Raw genomic sequence first — 14,354 nt, forward strand, 5'->3', positions numbered from 1 at the left:
GCCGGTGCTGCTGCCGCCGGTATCGCGTCCGCCCCCGCCGTGAGTTCGGGCGTCGCCGAGAGGGACACCGGCGGCAGCAGCACCGGCTCGATGCCCGCCGCCAGCAGGCCGGAGGGGGCCGTCTTCGCGAGCGGGACGCCGTAGCGCGCCAGGCGCAGCGGCATCAGGGACTCCACCGGGGCCTTGCGGCGCCAGGCGCGGCCGAAGCGGGAGCGCAGCCGGGCCTGGTAGACGAGGCGCTCCTGCTCCAGCTTGATGACCTGCTCGTAGGAGCGCAGCTCCCAGAGCTTCATCCGGCGCCACAGCAGGAACGTGGGCAGCGGGGAGAGCAGCCAGCGGGTGAGCCGGACGCCCTCCATGTGCTTGTCGGCCGTGATGTCCGCGATCCGGCCGACGGCGTGCCGGGCCGCCTCGACGGCGACGACGAACAGGATCGGGATCACCGCATGCATGCCGACGCCGAGCGGGTCGGGCCAGGCGGTGGCGCCGTTGAAGGCGATCGTCGCCGCCGTCAGCAGCCAGGCGGTCTGGCGCAGCAGCGGGAAGGGGATGCGGACCCAGGTCAGCAGCAGATCCAGGGACAGCAGGACGCAGATACCCGCGTCGATGCCGACCGGGAACACATAGGCGAAGTTCCCGAAGCCCTTCTTCAGGGCCAGCTCACGGACGGCCGCGTAGGAACCGGCGAAGCCGATCCCCGCGATGATCAGGGCGCCGCCCACGACCATGCCGATGAGTATCCGGTGCATCCGAGTCAGCTGCGGTGGCGCGGCCACTCGTACTCCCCTCCCGTTGCCTGTTGTTGCGCGCAACAGGGTGGCACACGCGTGCGGCGCACATGGTGCCGGTCAGGCGTAAGCCCGTTCGATCAGCTCTTCTTGGAGCCCGTGGAGGCCGAGGCGCTGCCGGAGGGCTTCGTGGACGAGCCGGCCGAGGAACCGCCGGATCCGGAGCCGCTGTTGGCCGCGGAGACCGAGGCCACCGCCTCCTTGAGGGCCTTCTCCGCGGACTTGGCGAGGTCCTCGGGGTCGGGGGTCTTGTCGCCCGCGAGACCCGCGCCGTTGTAGTCGAGGGTGACGACGACGTTCTCGGCCCGCGCCACCAGGGTCTCCTGCTTGAAGAGGCCCTCCTTCTTGCTCAGGTCGTAGCGCACGGACGTCGCCTCGTCGCCGGTGCCGGACACCGGGACGACCTTGGCGTTCTTGGCACCGCCCACCGACTGGGCGTCCTTGACCTGGTTGGTGAAGTACGTGTGGGCCTGGGTGTTGCCCGAGCCGCGGGTGGTGTCGGAGTCGAAGCGCAGCAGGGAGACGTTCAGCCAGCGGAACTGGGAGCCCTTGACGCCGTTGTTGCTCAGGCTGCTCCAGGAGCAGGAGGCACGGGAGGACGGTTCGTCCGAACTGCCCTTCTTGCCCGAGGAGTCGGCCTTCGGCACCATGTCGCCCAGCGTCTTCTTCGACAGGGCCTTGCAGGCGTCCGGCAGCGTCTTGTACGCCGCCGGTGCCACCGTCGGGGAGGAACTGGCGGACGGTGAGGCGCTGTCGCCCGCCGGGCTGCTGGCGCTCGTGCCGTCGCTCTTGGGCTTGGAATCGCCGGAGTCCGAGGAGCAGGCCGCGGTGATCAGCACCGCGGGGACCGCGGCCGCGCAGACAAGGGCACGGCGCAGCCGCCTGTTTCGCTGTTCCAGCCGGTCACGGTCGTCTCGCTTGGCTCGCTGCATGGTTCCTTCACTCATGACGCTCGGTGTTCGTGCGGGTTCCTGCGGGGCCACCGTACGCGGTGAAGGAGCTGTGCGGTTTCCGTTCGGGACCTTTGCGGCCGGGGGCACGAGGGGCCCGGAAGTGGATCAGCTGCCCAGCGCGTCGTCCAGCTTGGCGGCCAGATTACGGGCCCTGTCCTGCATTTCCTTGCTGTCGGGCGCGGCGCCGGCGGCCATCGGCTGCTCCTCGTACTGGATGGTGACGACGACATTGGACGTGCGGAACACCACAGTCACCGTCCGCTGTGCGGCCGCCCCGCCGGACGAGCCGAGCTTGTCGTCCAGATATGCCTCGTCGCCGAGGTCGGAGAGGGTGCGCGGCTGGAGTTCGGGGGCCATGGCGCCCGAGGGGGAGGCGCCGGCGCCGTCACTCCCCGTGCTCGCCGACGGGGTGTCGCTCGGCACGGGGAGATCGGCGGCCGTCTCCTTCTGCTCGAACAGCTCCCGCGCCTGGTCGTCGTCGCTGACCGTGTTGTCGTACGACACCACGCGCTCCAGGTCGACCGAGAGGCGGTCGGTGGAGTCGGCGGAGGGGACCTTCCAGCGGCAGCCGACCTTGCGGTCGGTGTCGTAGGTCAGCTCGGCCTCGCCCTGGTACGCCTTGTCCCGCTGGTCGGGGTCGGCGATCTGCTTGATGCCGGGCAGCAGCGCGTCGAGGGTGCCGTGGCTCACCGCGCCGCAGGGCTCGGGGAGGGTGCGGTAGCGGCCGGGCTGGGCCGCGACGGTGGCGGTCCCGGCGTCGCCCGGGTTGGCGTCGTCCGCCGCGCCGCCGCCGCCCGAGCCGCCGGAGCAGCCCGCGAGCAGCGCCGCGAGCAGGGCGGCGGTGCCGGTTACGTACGCCTTCCGCTGCACGGGCGTGCTCCTTCCGACGGCTGCGCTCCGATGGATGCGCGCGATGGTCGCCTCAGTGTCCCCGCTGGTTATTCGCTTGCCGCGGCGGGGGCCGGCCTGGAGACAATGTGTATCGCACGCGCCGCCGTGGATGCCGGTCCGCAGTCCGCTTTCGATGCACTTGGCGCTGCTTTTCCTTTTTGATGCTTTTAAGCATTTTGTTGTCGTTTCTTGTTGCCGAGTCCGGGGGGACGAAGAAGTCATGTCGTACGTGGAGATGCCGGGCGCGCGCACGCCGATCCGGATGTGGGCGGACCCGGCGACGGTCGAGGAGGGCGCCCTGCGCCAGCTCCAGAACGTCGCGACGCTGCCGTGGATCAAGGGCCTCGCCGTGATGCCGGACGTGCACTACGGCAAGGGCGCCACCGTCGGCTCGGTGATCGCGATGCGCGGCGCGGTGTGTCCGGCCGCGGTCGGGGTGGACATCGGCTGCGGGATGTCCGCGGTGAAGACCTCGCTGACCGCGAACGATCTGCCGGGCGACCTGTCCCGGCTGCGCTCGAAGATCGAGCAGGCGATCCCGGTGGGCCGCGGCATGCACGACGACCCGATCGAGCCGGGCGGCTTCCACGGCCTGCCGACCAGCGGCTGGGACGCGTTCTGGGGGCGGTTCGACTCGGTCGCCGAGGCGGTCCACTTCCGCCAGGGGCGGGCCACCAAGCAGATGGGCACGCTCGGCAGCGGCAACCACTTCGTGGAGGTCTGCACCGACACCACCGGCGCGGTCTGGCTGATGCTGCACTCCGGCTCCCGCAACATCGGCAAGGAGCTGGCCGAGCACCACATCGGCGTGGCCCAGAAGCTCCCGCACAACCAGGGCCTGGTCGACCGCGACCTCGCCGTCTTCGTCGCGGACACCCCGCAGATGGCGGCGTACCGCAATGACCTGTTCTGGGCGCAGGAGTACGCCAAGTACAACCGCACCCTGATGATGGCCCTCCTGAAGGACGTCGTCCGCAAGGAGTTCAAGAAGGCCAAGCCGCTGTTCGAGCCGGAGATCTCCTGCCACCACAACTACGTGGCGGAGGAGCGGTACGACGGGATGGACCTGCTGGTCACCCGCAAGGGCGCGATCCGGGCCGGCTCCGGCGACCTCGGCATCATCCCGGGCTCCATGGGCACCGGCTCGTACATCGTCAAGGGCCTCGGCAACGACAGCTCCTTCAACTCCGCCTCGCACGGCGCGGGCCGGCGCATGAGCCGCAACGCGGCCAAGCGGCGCTACACCGCCAAGGACCTGGAGGAGCAGACGCGGGGCGTGGAGTGCCGTAAGGACTCCGGCGTCGTGGACGAGATCCCGGGCGCCTACAAGTCCATCGACCAGGTCATCGACCAGCAGCGGGACCTGGTGGAGGTCGTCGCGAAGCTGAAGCAGGTCGTCTGCGTGAAGGGCTGAGGCCGCGAGCGCTCGCCGGGGGCCGGAACCATACCGGCCCCCGGCGCTGTCCTCAGGGTGCGGGTGCCGACCGTGCGGCGGCCGCGTGGGGAACTCCCCGGGGAGGGACGGCCGATGAACCGAGGACGCAGCAGCGGGGCGATCCGGGCCGCGGGTCTGGTGGTGATCGTGGCGGGTCTGCTCGTGGGCTGCTCGCAGAAGTACGACGACCAGCGCGGCAAGGGCGACGCGCCCGTGCGGGGGAAGGCGGGGGACAACACGCCCGCCGAGGTCTACAACATGCCCGACGGCTTCGGGAACCTGGCCACCAAATGTGTGGGGCACGGGTTTCGCGCGTATGTGACGACCAATGCCAGCGGGCCGTCGAACGTGCAGATAGTGGAGGACAAGGCGTGCGCCGGCTGAGCGCGTCCCTCGCCGTGGCGGGGGTCTGCGCGGCGCTGCTGCTCAGCGGCTGCTCCCGGCAGCACTACGAGGAGCGCGGCAAGGCGGACGCCCCGGTGGCGGGCCGCGCCGGGGAGGACTCGCCCGCCGAGGTCTACAACTTCCCCGACGGGTTCGGGAACCTCGCCACCAAGTGCGTCGGCGCGGGCAAGCGGGCGTACGCCACCACCAAGTTCGTCCAGCAGAAGGACGACGACGATGTCGAGATCGTCCCGGCGAACGCGGTGATCGTGGACGACCCGACGTGCCGGGCGGCCCGCTGACCCGAGACCCGGTGGGGCGGTGGGTCTACTTGCCGTGCCGCACGGCGTAGATCATGACGAACGCCACCAGGTGGATGCCGAAGAGGAAGTAGGCGAGGAAGTACCAGACCTTGCGCTCGTCCCGCTTCTCGCGGGCGAGGCGGCGCTTGTCGAAGTCCTCGTCGAAGACCTCTGCGGGGGTGGGCGGCACGGGCGTGCCGCCGGTTTCCTCGGACATCACAGCTCCCGGTGGACCTTCGCATTGGATGCCTGGGCGCGCGGGCGGACGACCAGGAGATCGATGTTGACGTGGCTGGGCCGGGTCACCGCCCAGGTGATCGTCTCGGCCACGTCGTCCGCGGTCAGCGGCTCGGCCACGCCCGCGTAGACCTTCGCGGCCTTGTCCGCGTCGCCGCCGAAGCGGGTCAGCGCGAACTCCTCGGTCCTGACCATGCCGGGCGCGATCTCCACGACGCGCACCGGGCTGCCGACGATCTCCAGCCGGAGGGTCTCGGCGAGCACATGGGCGCCGTGCTTGGCGGCGACATAGCCCGCGCCGCCCTCGTACGTCGCGTGTCCGGCGGTGGAGGAGACCACGACCACGACGCCGTCGCCGCTCGCCTCCAGCTTGGGCAGCAGGGCCTGGGTGAGGTTCAGGGTGCCGATGACGTTCGTCTCGTACATCGTGCGCCAGTCGGCCGGGTCGCCGGTGGCCACCGGGTCGGCGCCGAGCGCGCCGCCCGCGTTGTTCACCAGGACGCCGATGGTCTGGAAGGCCGTCGCGAACTCGTCCACGGCCGCGCGGTCCGTCACGTCCAGCGGGTACGCCGTCGCCGCGTGACCGGCCGCGTTGATCTCCTCCGCCAGGGCCTCGATCCGGTCCTTGCGGCGGGCGGTGAGCACCACGCGGTATCCGGCGGCGGCGAGCTGCCGGGCCGTCGAGGCGCCGATGCCGCTGCTCGCACCGGTGACGACGGCGATGCGGGAGGCGGCGGACGGGGCGGACGTGGCCATGGGCTGCTCCTCGGGTGTGTCGGTCGGCTCCGTCCAATGTAGGCGAGGCTCAGCCGCCGTTCCTCGGGGCCCACATGATCAGCGCCATTCCGCCGAGGCAGACGAGCGCCCCGGCGATGTCCCAGCGGTCCGGCCGGTAACCGTCCGCGACCACGCCCCACAGGATCGAACCGGCCACGAAGATCCCGCCGTACGCCGCGAGGATGCGCCCGAAGTGCGCGTCCGGCTGGAAGGTCGCGACGAATCCGTACGCCCCGAGCGCGATCACCCCGCCGGCCGCCCACAGCCACCCCCGGTGCTCCCGCACCCCCTGCCAGACCAGCCAGGCCCCGCCGATCTCGAAGATCGCGGCGACGACGAAGAGAGCGGCGGAACGGAGGATCGGCATGGGGGCAGCTTGGCATGAGCGCCCCCGGAATATCCCGGTGAGGGGGACTGTTGGGCACGGTGTAGTTGAATGGTCAACCAATTGGAGGGTGAGTGGCCATGCAGTTCGGGATCTTCACGGTCGGTGATGTGACGACGGACCCCACCACGGGGCGTACGCCGACCGAGCGCGAGCGGATCAAGGCCATGGTCGCCATCGCGCTGAAGGCCGAGGAGGTCGGCCTGGACGTCTTCGCGACCGGTGAGCACCACAACCCGCCGTTCGTGCCGTCGTCCCCCACCACGTTGCTCGGCTACATAGCCGCGCGGACCGAGAACCTGATCCTCTCCACGTCCACCACGCTGATCACCACCAACGACCCGGTGAAGATCGCGGAGGACTTCGCGATGCTCCAGCACCTGGCCGACGGCCGCGTCGACCTGATGACGGGCCGCGGCAACACCGGCCCGGTCTACCCCTGGTTCGGCAAGGACATCCGCCGGGGCATCGACCTCGCCGTCGAGAACTACGCCCTGCTGCGCCGCCTGTGGCACGAGGACGTCGTCGACTGGGAGGGCCGGTTCCGCACCCCGCTCCAGGGCTTCACCGCCACCCCGCGGCCGCTGGACGGCGTGGCGCCGTTCGTCTGGCACGGCTCCATCCGCTCCCCGGAGATCGCTGAGCAGGCCGCCTACTACGGCGACGGCTTCTTCCACAACAACATCTTCTGGCCGGCCGAGCACACCAAGCGGATGGTCGACCTGTACCGGGCGCGCTACGCCCACTACGGCCACGGCACCCCCGAGCAGGCGATCGTCGGCCTGGGCGGCCAGGCGTTCATGCGGAAGAACTCGCAGGACGCGGTGCGCGAGTTCCGGCCGTACTTCGACAACGCCCCGGTGTACGGCCACGGCCCCTCGCTGGAGGACTTCACCGAGCAGACCCCGCTGACCGTGGGCTCCCCGCAGCAGGTCATCGAGCGGACCCTGGCCTTCCGTGAGACCGCCGGCGACTACCAGCGCCAGCTGTTCCTGATGGACCACGCCGGGCTGCCGCTGAAGACCGTCCTGGAGCAGCTGGACCTGCTCGGCGGGGAGGTCGTACCGGTGCTGCGCGAGGAGTTCGCGAAGGGCCGCCCGGCGGACGTGCCGGACGCGCCGACGCACCGGTCGCTGCTGGCCGCCAAGGAAGCGAAGGAAGCGAAGGAAGAGAACGAGAAGCAGGACAAGCAGGGCAAGCGCGAGAAGCAGGAGAGTGCCGCATGAAGCTCGTCGTCGTATCGGCGGGACTGAGCGTCCCCTCGTCCACCCGGCTGCTGGCCGACCGGCTCGCCGCCGCGGTGGCGGACCGGACAGCCGTGGACACCGAGGTGATCGAGCTGCGCGACCTCGCCGTGGAGATCGCGCACCAGTTCACCAGCGGCTTCCCGGGCAAGGCGCTCGCCGCCGCGCAGGACGCGGTGACGGGGGCCGACGGGCTGATCCTCGTCACACCGGTGTTCAGCGCGTCGTACAGCGGGCTGTTCAAGTCGTTCTTCGACGTCCTCGACAAGGACGCGCTGACCGGCAAGCCGGTGCTGATCGCCGCGACCGGGGGCACCGCACGGCACTCCCTGGTCCTCGACCACGCCCTGCGCCCCCTCTTCTCCTATCTGCGGGCCGTCGTCGTACCGACCGGCGTCTACGCCGCCTCGGAGGACTGGGGCGCGGCGGGCCTGCCGGAGCGGATCGAGCGCGCGGCACAGGAACTGGCCGCGCTGATGCCGAAGACGGAGCGCCGGGAGGAGCGGGAAGTGGTGCCCTTCGCCGAGCAGCTGGCGGCACTGCGCGCGTCCTAGGAGCCGCGGCCTCCCCACCCCGTTCGGTGAGAAGACGGTAGGCGACCCGCGCCGGTTGCCCGTGTGACGGTGAGAGCGCGGTAAAAAGGGTGATCGTAGGCCCAACCACCCCCGCCGAACCGTCGGCCGCCTTGGCAGACTGGTGACGTGCCCCAGACTGTGCTCCTCGCCGAAGACGACCGTGCCATCCGCCACGCCCTCGAACGTGCCCTGACCCTGGAAGGGTACGAGGTGACGGCGGTGGCCGACGGCGTCGAGGCGCTCGCACAGGCCCACAAGACGCCACCGGACGTCCTGCTGCTCGATGTGATGATGCCGGGCATCGACGGCCTCCAGGTCTGCCGCGTGCTGCGCGCCGAGGGCGACCGCACCCCGATCCTCATGCTCACCGCCCTGGTGGAGACCGCCGACCGGATCGCAGGCCTGGACGCCGGCGCCGACGACTACGTGGTCAAGCCCTTCGACGTCGAGGAGGTCTTCGCCCGGCTGCGCGCCCTGCTGCGCCGCACCAGCCCGGTCCCCGCGGGCCCTGCCGTGGGCGACGGCGGCGGCCGGGGCGAGCCCCAGCTCTCCGACCGGCAGGTCGAGGCCGCCGGTATCCGCATGGACCTCCAGGCCCGCCGGGCCTGGCGCGGCAAGCGGGAGCTGGAGCTGACCCGCACCGAGTTCGAGCTGCTCGAACTGCTGGTGCGCAACGCCGGCATCGTGCTCGACCACTCCACGATCTACGACCGCATCTGGGGCTACGACTTCGGCCCCGGCTCCAAGAACCTCGCCGTCTACGTCGGCTATCTGCGCCGCAAGCTGGACGAGCCCGGCGCCCCGCAGCTGATCCACACGGTGCGGGGCGTGGGTTACGTGCTGCGGGAGGACTGAGTGGGCCGCCTGCGCCGGATGCTCGCTCGGCGCCGGCCCAAGCTGGTCTCCCTGCGCACCACCTTCGCCATCTCCTTCGCCGCCGTCACCGCGGCCGTCGCGATCCTCGTCGGCATCGTGTCGTACGGCTCCGCGGCCCGGCTGGTCCGCGTCGACCAGCAGTCGGTGTTCAGCCAGGTCGTGCAGGACGTACGGGACGAGGTACGGCAGCACAGGATGGAGCCGGACGACTTCTCCTCCTCCCGGCCGGGACACGATCTGGTGCGGCCCGCCCGTACCGATGTGCAGGTGCTCGGCGCGCGGGGCGAGATCGTCGACCACGGCGATCCGTCGCTGCCCGTCACCTCCCACGACAGGTCGATGGCGCTCGCGCGGACGGCCGGCAAAGCGGTCGAGCACAAGGACGTCCAGGTCGGCGACGACCTCTACCGCATCGCCACCGTCTCGCTCGGCGACGGGCGGGGCGCGGTGCAGGTGGCGCAGGAGTTCAGCGACACCGAGGATCTGCTGCGCACGCTCCAGCAGCGGACGCTGATCCTGATGGCGGCCGTGGTGGTGGCGGCGGGGCTGTTCGGCTGGTGGCTGGCCCGCCGGATCACCCGGCGCCTGGTGGTGCTCACCAACGCCGCCGAGGACGTCGCCCGCACCCGGCGCCTCGGCATCGAGGTCCCGGTGGCCGGGCTCGACGAGGTGGGGCGGCTCGGGCGGGCCTTCGACCGGATGCTGGGGCGGCTCGCGCAGTCGGAGGAGGACCAGCGGCGGCTGGTCCAGGACGCGGGCCATGAGCTGCGGACGCCGCTCACCTCGCTGCGCACGAACATCTCCCTGCTGCGCCGCATCGACGAGCTGCCCCCGGACACCCGGGACGACCTCGTCGCCGACCTCACCCAGGAGGCCCGCGAACTCACCGACCTGGTCAATGAGTTGGTGGACCTCGCGGCCGGGCAGTCGGACACCGAGCCGCCGCAGCGGGTGGACCTCGCCGACATCGCGGAGGACGTGGTGGGGCTGGCGTCGCGGCGTACCGGACGGCAGATCCTGCTGCGCGTGAGCGGCGACACGACGACCGACGGGCGGCCGGGGATGCTCCAGCGGGCCATGTCCAACCTGGTGGAGAACGCGGCCAAGTTCGACCGCGCGGGCCAGGCGCCGATCGAGGTCCACATCATGGGCCCGGCTCGGCCGGGCACCGTCCGCGTCGAGGTCCTGGACCGGGGGCCCGGCATCGCCGAGGGCGACCTGATCCGCATCTTCGACCGCTTCTACCGAGCCGCCGACGCGCGCTCCCTGCCGGGCTCGGGGCTCGGCCTGTCCATCGTCCGGGAGGTCGCGATGGCCCACGGCGGAGCGCCGTTCGCGTATCGCCGGGAGGGCGGGGGCGCGGTGATCGGGTTCACGGTGGGCGGGGGGTAGATCCTGTTGCGCCGGGTCCCCTGCCCGCCCCACGTGCGGCTTTCCGCCGTCGGGCGCGGGCAGGGGAGCGCCCCGACCGCTACGACTGCTACGACCGCTCCCCGATCACCGGCAACGTGAGGAATCCCTCCGCCCGCGCGCTCGCCAGGCCGATCCGCGGGATGTCGCTGGACTTGGCGAAGAGCAGGAACCGTGGCTCCCACACCGGGCGGTACTTGGCGTTCGCCCGGTACAGGGACTCGATCTGCCACCAGCGGGAGAAGAAGGTGAGGACCGAGCGCCACAGCCGCAGCACCGGGCCCGCGCCGAGCCGCGCGCCGCGTTCGAAGACCGAGCGGAACATGGCGAAGTTCAGCGAGACCCGCTGGACCCCCAAGTCCCCGGCGCGCAGCAGCAGTTCGACGACCATGTACTCCATCAGGCCGTTCTCGCAGTCGCGGTCGCGGCGCATCAGGTCCAGGGAGAGGCCGTGCTCGCCCCAGGGCACGAAGCTGAGCAGGGCGCGCGGCTGGTCGTCGCCGTCGCGGCACTCCAGCATCACGCAGCGGCCGTCCCCGGGGTCGCCGAGGCGGCCCAGTGCCATGGAGAAGCCGCGCTCGGTGGCGCCGTCGCGCCAGTGGTCGGCGCGGTCGATGAGATGGGCCATCTCCTCGGCCGGGATGTCCTCGTGGCGCCGGATGCGCACGGTGTAACCGGCCCGCTTGACCCGGTTGTGGGCCTGGCGGACCACCCGCATCGGGCGTCCTTCGAGGGTGAAGTCGGCGATGTCCACGATCGCTTCGTCACCGAGTTCGAGGGCGTCCAGGCCGTGCCGCGCGTAGACGGTGCCGGCCTCCTCGCTCGCGCCCATGACCGCGGGGATCCACGCGTGCCTGCGGGCCTCGGCGAGCCAGGCGTCGATGGCGCCGGGCCATGCCTCGGGGTCGCCGATCGGGTCACCGGAGGCGAGGGAGACGGCGCCGACCACGCGATAGGTGATCGCGGCCTTGCCGCTGGGGGAGAAGACGGCGGCCTTGTCGCGGCGCAGCGCGAAGTAGCCGAGGGAGTCGCGGGCGCCGTGCTTGTCGAGCAGGGCGCGCAGCCGCTCCTCGTCGGCGGCGGTGAGCAGCTGCTTGCCGCGCGGGGAGCGGAAGCAGGCGTAGAGGACGAGGCAGAAGGCCGCGGCGAGCAGGGCGTTGACCGTGATGTCGGTCCAACGGGGCGCGTGCACATGGTCGATGCGGTCGGCGAACATGCCGACGCTGATGCCGCGCAGATAGGTGTAGACGATCTCGTCGGTGAGATTGGCGCCGGGCAGCTTGTTGGTGGCGTGCACCAGCAGGGTGCCCAGGCCCCCGGTGGCCAGCAGTCCGCCCGCGCCGACGGCCAGCGCCAGCTTCGGGTTGGAGGGGTCGCCGACCGCGTTGAACTCACGCCTGCCGATCAGTAGGGCGGCCACGAACAGAGCGGTCAGACCGGCGGAGACCCAGTTGAAGACATGGTCGGCGTACCGGTCCTGGGTGATGAGCCCGATGACGTACACCGCGAGGAGCGGTCCGGCGAGCGCGATGTTGGTCAGCCAGGCGGCACGCTTGCGGCGCCGCATCACCAGCATCAGGAAGATCGCGAGCGCGGCCGAGACCAGGCCGCCGGTGGCCAGGTACGGCGTGAAGAACGCGCCGACGTGGTGATGCGGATGCTCCTGGTTGAAGAGCTTGCTGGTGTTGTGCTCGTGGACCTCCTGGCGGAACGGCAGGGAGAGGACCGCGAGGACGTTGAGCACGGCGATCAGCCGCAGGTACCACACCGTGGCCGAGGCCGCGCCGGCGCGCAGCCGGGGGCCGGGCGTGAGCGGCGGGAACTCGCGGTGCGGGGCACGCTCGGCGGGGGCGTGCGCGGAGGGGACGGTCGACTGCGGAGCGGGCATGGTGACTGGTCACCTTGGGGAAGGGGGACGGGGACTACGAGCGCGACCCTACAGCTTGTAGGGAAAAAGGCGCCGGTCTGTCTATCGGGACAGGAGCGTACCGGGCCCGCTTCTTACCCGGTCCTTTCCGAGCCGCGCCGGGCGGAGGCCAGCAGCCAGGCCAAGTTGCCCACCGCGGCCCCGGCGGCCACCGCCGCGACGATCACCCCGCCGGTGGCGAGGCCGTCGCTGAACAGATGCGGGCGCCGGTCGAGGCTGTGCAGCCCGAAGCCGCACAGTTCGTACACGCCGACGGCGGCGACGAAGAGGCTGACGACGAGTACGGCGAGGGTCGGTGCGAGGCTGCGTGCGCAGACCTCACCGCTGGTCGCCGTCTCCGTGTCCTGCATGGATCCCCCGTTGACGTGGTGGAACAGGTGTATGAACGGCCTTACGGCCCTGGCCGGTTGGGAACCTACAATACGTAGGGTCCGGCATGGTCGACGTCCAGCCGGGTGGCCGGGACGACGAGCGGGGCCGCTCCATGATGGCGGAGGACGTGAACGCGGCGGTGCGCGGCGCGCTGGCGGCCGGCGCCCACGAGATCCTCGTGCACGACGCCCACGGCCCGACATGCGATCTGCGCCCCGAGGACCCGCACCCCCGCGCGGCATGCGCCCAGGTGACGGAGCGGGACCCGTCGGTGTCCGAGGCGACCCGCACCGTCCGCCGGCGGTCCACCACCGCCCCCACGACCCTGCTCGGCCTCCCCGGAGTCACGGCGGAGGACGGCGGGACCATCCGTACCACCGGTCAACCGCCCCCGCTGTACTGCCGGTTCGGGGTGCGGACGCGGGGTCGCGGCGTCGCTGACGGGGCGGGCGCCGTACCGCTGAGCCGGGTCGTTCACGCGTCCGGGGTGCCGTCGGCTCCCGTCTCGGGTTCGGCCGGGCGCGCGGTGCGGCGGGCGTAGGCGCGGGCCGCGCGGGCGCGGTCGCCGCAGCGGGTGGAGCACCAGTGGCGGCGGCCCCGCCGCAGCAGATAGCGGTTGCACGGCGGGGAGCCGCACGCGGTGAGCCGGTCCGCGTCCGGGCCGGTGAGCAGCCGGGCCGCGTCGGTGGCGAGCGCGGCCAGGGCGTGGTCCAGGATCTGTGTGGTGGGGTGCGCGGCCGCCCGGTGCAGGCCCCGCTCGGCGGACCAGTGCAGCAACTCCGCCGCGGGGGCGCGGGTGAGCGCGTCGTTGACGGCGTTCAGGGCGCCGGCCGGGGGTGCCTGCCCCTCGGTGCGGGCCGCGATCAGCGACCGTACGTGCTCACGCAGGGAGCGCAGTTGGGCCGCACAGGTCTCCCGGAGCCCCGCGTCGGCGGGCGCGAGGGCGTGCGCGGTGAGCCAGTCGTTCGCGGCGGCGGGTGTGCCGAGGAAGTCGATGAAGTGCCCGCCGGGCAGTGCGATCGCGCTGTCGGCGAGGTCGAGCGAGGGGTACTCCTCGGCGCCGGGCGCCGGGCTCGTCGGCGGCTCGTCGGCGGGCCCGGCGGCCCCCGTCGCGGTCCCGGCCATGTTCTCTCCCTCGCGCCGCGGATGGCGTCCGCTCTGGACGCCTCCCCTCACTCCTCATGGTAGGGCTTGCGGCCATCCGTGAGAAAGGTCTACCGTCTCTCACGGATGAACTCATCACCAACCGTGAGGAGAGTGGCCGTGGCCGCTACCGCCCGCTCCATCGACGTCCCCGTCCGCGTGCTCGGCGGTCCCACCGTCCTCATCGAGTACGGCGGCCTGCGCTTCCTGACCGACCCCACCTTCGACGGCCCCGGCGACTACCCGTCCCCGTCCGGCCGGACCCTGACCAAGACCGCCCCGTCGGCCACGACCCCCGCCGAGGTGGGCCCGGTCGACGCGGTCCTCCTCTCGCACGACCAGCACGCCGACAACCTCGACCACTCCGGCCGGGCGCTGCTCGCCGACGTACCCCGTACGCTCACCACCCCGGCGGCCGCCGCCCGGCTCGGCGGCACCGCCGAGCCCCTCGCCCCCTGGGAGTCCGTCGAACTGCCGCGCCCCGGGTGGTGAGCGTACGGGGTACGTCGGCGAGCAGCGCCCGGCCGGAGTGGTCGAGGTTGTCGGCGTGCTGGTCGTGCGAGAGGAGGACCGCGTCGACCGGGCCCACCTCGGCGGGGGTCGTGGCCGACGGGGCGGTCTTGGTCAGGGTCCGGCCGGACGGGGACGGGTAGTC

17 protein-coding genes and 1 pseudogene are annotated in these 14,354 nt (G+C 71.8%); 9 read left to right on the plus strand and 9 right to left on the minus strand.

What is annotated here, in order from left to right; all coding sequences use genetic code 11:
• The 3 genes from CCN72_RS00865 to CCN72_RS00875 form a co-directional block, all read right to left on the minus strand.
• Positions 1–776 (minus strand): DUF2637 domain-containing protein (locus tag CCN72_RS00865; protein WP_244174093.1); only part of this gene is annotated, 776 nt, incomplete at its 3' end.
• A gap of 92 nt (positions 777–868) precedes the next feature.
• Positions 869–1,720, minus strand: a complete 852-nt coding sequence (locus tag CCN72_RS00870; protein WP_244174094.1) for a DUF3558 domain-containing protein — start codon at positions 1,718–1,720, stop codon at positions 869–871.
• Between the two features lie 126 nt (positions 1,721–1,846).
• On the minus strand, positions 1,847–2,611 hold the full coding sequence (locus CCN72_RS00875; protein WP_086805896.1) for a hypothetical protein: 765 nt from the start codon (positions 2,609–2,611) through the stop codon (positions 1,847–1,849).
• Between the two features lie 241 nt (positions 2,612–2,852).
• On the opposite strand from CCN72_RS00875, the gene CCN72_RS00880 reads away from it, so the two are divergent.
• From CCN72_RS00880 to CCN72_RS00890, 3 genes are all read left to right on the plus strand, one after another.
• The gene (locus tag CCN72_RS00880) at positions 2,853–4,046 is read left to right on the plus strand and encodes an RtcB family protein (RefSeq protein ID WP_086805897.1); all 1,194 of its coding nucleotides are present in this window, start codon (positions 2,853–2,855) and stop codon (positions 4,044–4,046) included.
• A gap of 114 nt (positions 4,047–4,160) precedes the next feature.
• The gene (locus CCN72_RS00885; protein ID WP_086805898.1) at positions 4,161–4,451 is read left to right on the plus strand and encodes a hypothetical protein; all 291 of its coding nucleotides are present in this window, start codon (positions 4,161–4,163) and stop codon (positions 4,449–4,451) included.
• Positions 4,439–4,753 carry a hypothetical protein gene (locus CCN72_RS00890; protein WP_202441970.1) on the plus strand — a complete coding sequence of 105 codons (315 nt, stop codon included), beginning with the start codon at positions 4,439–4,441 and terminating at the stop codon, positions 4,751–4,753. The genes CCN72_RS00885 and CCN72_RS00890 overlap by 13 nt, the downstream gene beginning before the upstream one ends.
• Positions 4,754–4,778: 25 nt before the next feature.
• Here the strand turns inward: CCN72_RS00890 and CCN72_RS00895 are convergent, their stop codons facing one another.
• From CCN72_RS00895 to CCN72_RS00905, 3 genes are read right to left on the minus strand one after another with little or no spacing between them, the layout of a single operon-like run.
• Positions 4,779–4,970, minus strand: a complete 192-nt coding sequence (locus CCN72_RS00895) for a hypothetical protein (RefSeq protein ID WP_086805899.1) — start codon at positions 4,968–4,970, stop codon at positions 4,779–4,781.
• A complete protein-coding gene (locus CCN72_RS00900) occupies positions 4,970–5,746 on the minus strand; it encodes an SDR family NAD(P)-dependent oxidoreductase (protein WP_037663451.1) in 777 nt (258 codons plus the stop codon). The genes CCN72_RS00895 and CCN72_RS00900 overlap by 1 nt, the downstream gene beginning before the upstream one ends.
• 49 nt (positions 5,747–5,795) lie before the next feature.
• Entirely contained in the window at positions 5,796–6,134 is a 339-nt protein-coding gene (locus CCN72_RS00905; protein ID WP_086805900.1) for a YnfA family protein, read from the minus strand.
• Positions 6,135–6,232: 98 nt separating this feature from the next.
• On the opposite strand from CCN72_RS00905, the gene CCN72_RS00910 reads away from it, so the two are divergent.
• The 4 genes from CCN72_RS00910 (at position 6,233) to CCN72_RS00925 (ending at position 10,239) form a co-directional block, all read left to right on the plus strand.
• Complete coding sequence (locus tag CCN72_RS00910; protein WP_086805901.1) at positions 6,233–7,378, plus strand: LLM class flavin-dependent oxidoreductase; 1,146 nt, start codon at positions 6,233–6,235, stop codon at positions 7,376–7,378.
• Positions 7,375–7,950 (plus strand): FMN reductase, encoded by a 576-nt coding sequence (locus tag CCN72_RS00915; protein WP_086805902.1) that lies wholly within the window; start codon positions 7,375–7,377, stop codon positions 7,948–7,950. The genes CCN72_RS00910 and CCN72_RS00915 overlap by 4 nt, the downstream gene beginning before the upstream one ends.
• Positions 7,951–8,109: 159 nt before the next feature.
• Positions 8,110–8,826, plus strand: coding sequence for a response regulator transcription factor (locus tag CCN72_RS00920; protein WP_085565988.1), 717 nt, complete (start codon positions 8,110–8,112; stop codon positions 8,824–8,826).
• An 18-nt stretch (positions 8,827–8,844) separates the two neighbouring features.
• On the plus strand, positions 8,845–10,239 hold the full coding sequence (locus CCN72_RS00925; RefSeq protein ID WP_425276120.1) for a sensor histidine kinase: 1,395 nt from the start codon (positions 8,845–8,847) through the stop codon (positions 10,237–10,239).
• 88 nt (positions 10,240–10,327) lie between these two features.
• Here the strand turns inward: CCN72_RS00925 and CCN72_RS00930 are convergent, their stop codons facing one another.
• Together CCN72_RS00930 and CCN72_RS00935 are read right to left on the minus strand one after the other, a co-directional pair.
• Positions 10,328–12,145, minus strand: a complete 1,818-nt coding sequence (locus tag CCN72_RS00930) for a phosphatidylglycerol lysyltransferase domain-containing protein (protein ID WP_086805904.1) — start codon at positions 12,143–12,145, stop codon at positions 10,328–10,330.
• Positions 12,146–12,258: 113 nt separating this feature from the next.
• Positions 12,259–12,534, minus strand: coding sequence for a hypothetical protein (locus CCN72_RS00935; RefSeq protein ID WP_085565991.1), 276 nt, complete (start codon positions 12,532–12,534; stop codon positions 12,259–12,261).
• Between the two features lie 86 nt (positions 12,535–12,620).
• On the opposite strand from CCN72_RS00935, the gene CCN72_RS00940 reads away from it, so the two are divergent.
• Positions 12,621–13,097, plus strand: a complete 477-nt coding sequence (locus CCN72_RS00940) for a M55 family metallopeptidase (RefSeq protein WP_244174095.1) — start codon at positions 12,621–12,623, stop codon at positions 13,095–13,097.
• Here the strand turns inward: CCN72_RS00940 and CCN72_RS00945 are convergent.
• On the minus strand, positions 13,031–13,681 hold the full coding sequence (locus CCN72_RS00945) for an ABATE domain-containing protein (protein WP_086805905.1): 651 nt from the start codon (positions 13,679–13,681) through the stop codon (positions 13,031–13,033). The genes CCN72_RS00940 and CCN72_RS00945 overlap by 67 nt on opposite strands.
• Positions 13,682–13,786: 105 nt before the next feature.
• Here CCN72_RS00945 and CCN72_RS00950 point away from each other — a divergent pair.
• Positions 13,787–14,185: pseudogene (locus CCN72_RS00950) on the plus strand (MBL fold metallo-hydrolase); the annotation flags it as partial.
• Positions 14,186–14,354 lie beyond the last annotated feature (169 nt).

This window comes from Streptomyces murinus (assembly GCF_002154555.1).
In the GTDB taxonomy this organism is placed as follows: Bacteria; Actinomycetota; Actinomycetes; order Streptomycetales; family Streptomycetaceae; genus Streptomyces; species Streptomyces murinus.

Bases quoted from the DNA above. Each gene is read 5' to 3' on its own strand.
- CCN72_RS00945 (WP_086805905.1), bottom strand. From the start codon at position 13,681: ATGGCCGGGACCGCGACGGGGGCCGCCGGGCCCGCCGACGAGCCGCCG.
- CCN72_RS00935 (WP_085565991.1), bottom strand. From the start codon at position 12,534: ATGCAGGACACGGAGACGGCGACCAGCGGTGAGGTCTGCGCACGCAGC.
- CCN72_RS00940 (WP_244174095.1), top strand. From the start codon at position 12,621: ATGGTCGACGTCCAGCCGGGTGGCCGGGACGACGAGCGGGGCCGCTCC.
- CCN72_RS00925 (WP_425276120.1), top strand. From the start codon at position 8,845: ATGCTCGCTCGGCGCCGGCCCAAGCTGGTCTCCCTGCGCACCACCTTC.
- CCN72_RS00900 (WP_037663451.1), bottom strand. From the start codon at position 5,746: ATGGCCACGTCCGCCCCGTCCGCCGCCTCCCGCATCGCCGTCGTCACC.
- CCN72_RS00905 (WP_086805900.1), bottom strand. From the start codon at position 6,134: ATGCCGATCCTCCGTTCCGCCGCTCTCTTCGTCGTCGCCGCGATCTTC.
- CCN72_RS00930 (WP_086805904.1), bottom strand. From the start codon at position 12,145: ATGCCCGCTCCGCAGTCGACCGTCCCCTCCGCGCACGCCCCCGCCGAG.
- CCN72_RS00870 (WP_244174094.1), bottom strand. From the start codon at position 1,720: ATGCAGCGAGCCAAGCGAGACGACCGTGACCGGCTGGAACAGCGAAAC.
- CCN72_RS00915 (WP_086805902.1), top strand. From the start codon at position 7,375: ATGAAGCTCGTCGTCGTATCGGCGGGACTGAGCGTCCCCTCGTCCACC.
- CCN72_RS00885 (WP_086805898.1), top strand. From the start codon at position 4,161: ATGAACCGAGGACGCAGCAGCGGGGCGATCCGGGCCGCGGGTCTGGTG.
- CCN72_RS00895 (WP_086805899.1), bottom strand. From the start codon at position 4,970: ATGTCCGAGGAAACCGGCGGCACGCCCGTGCCGCCCACCCCCGCAGAG.
- CCN72_RS00910 (WP_086805901.1), top strand. From the start codon at position 6,233: ATGCAGTTCGGGATCTTCACGGTCGGTGATGTGACGACGGACCCCACC.
- CCN72_RS00880 (WP_086805897.1), top strand. From the start codon at position 2,853: ATGTCGTACGTGGAGATGCCGGGCGCGCGCACGCCGATCCGGATGTGG.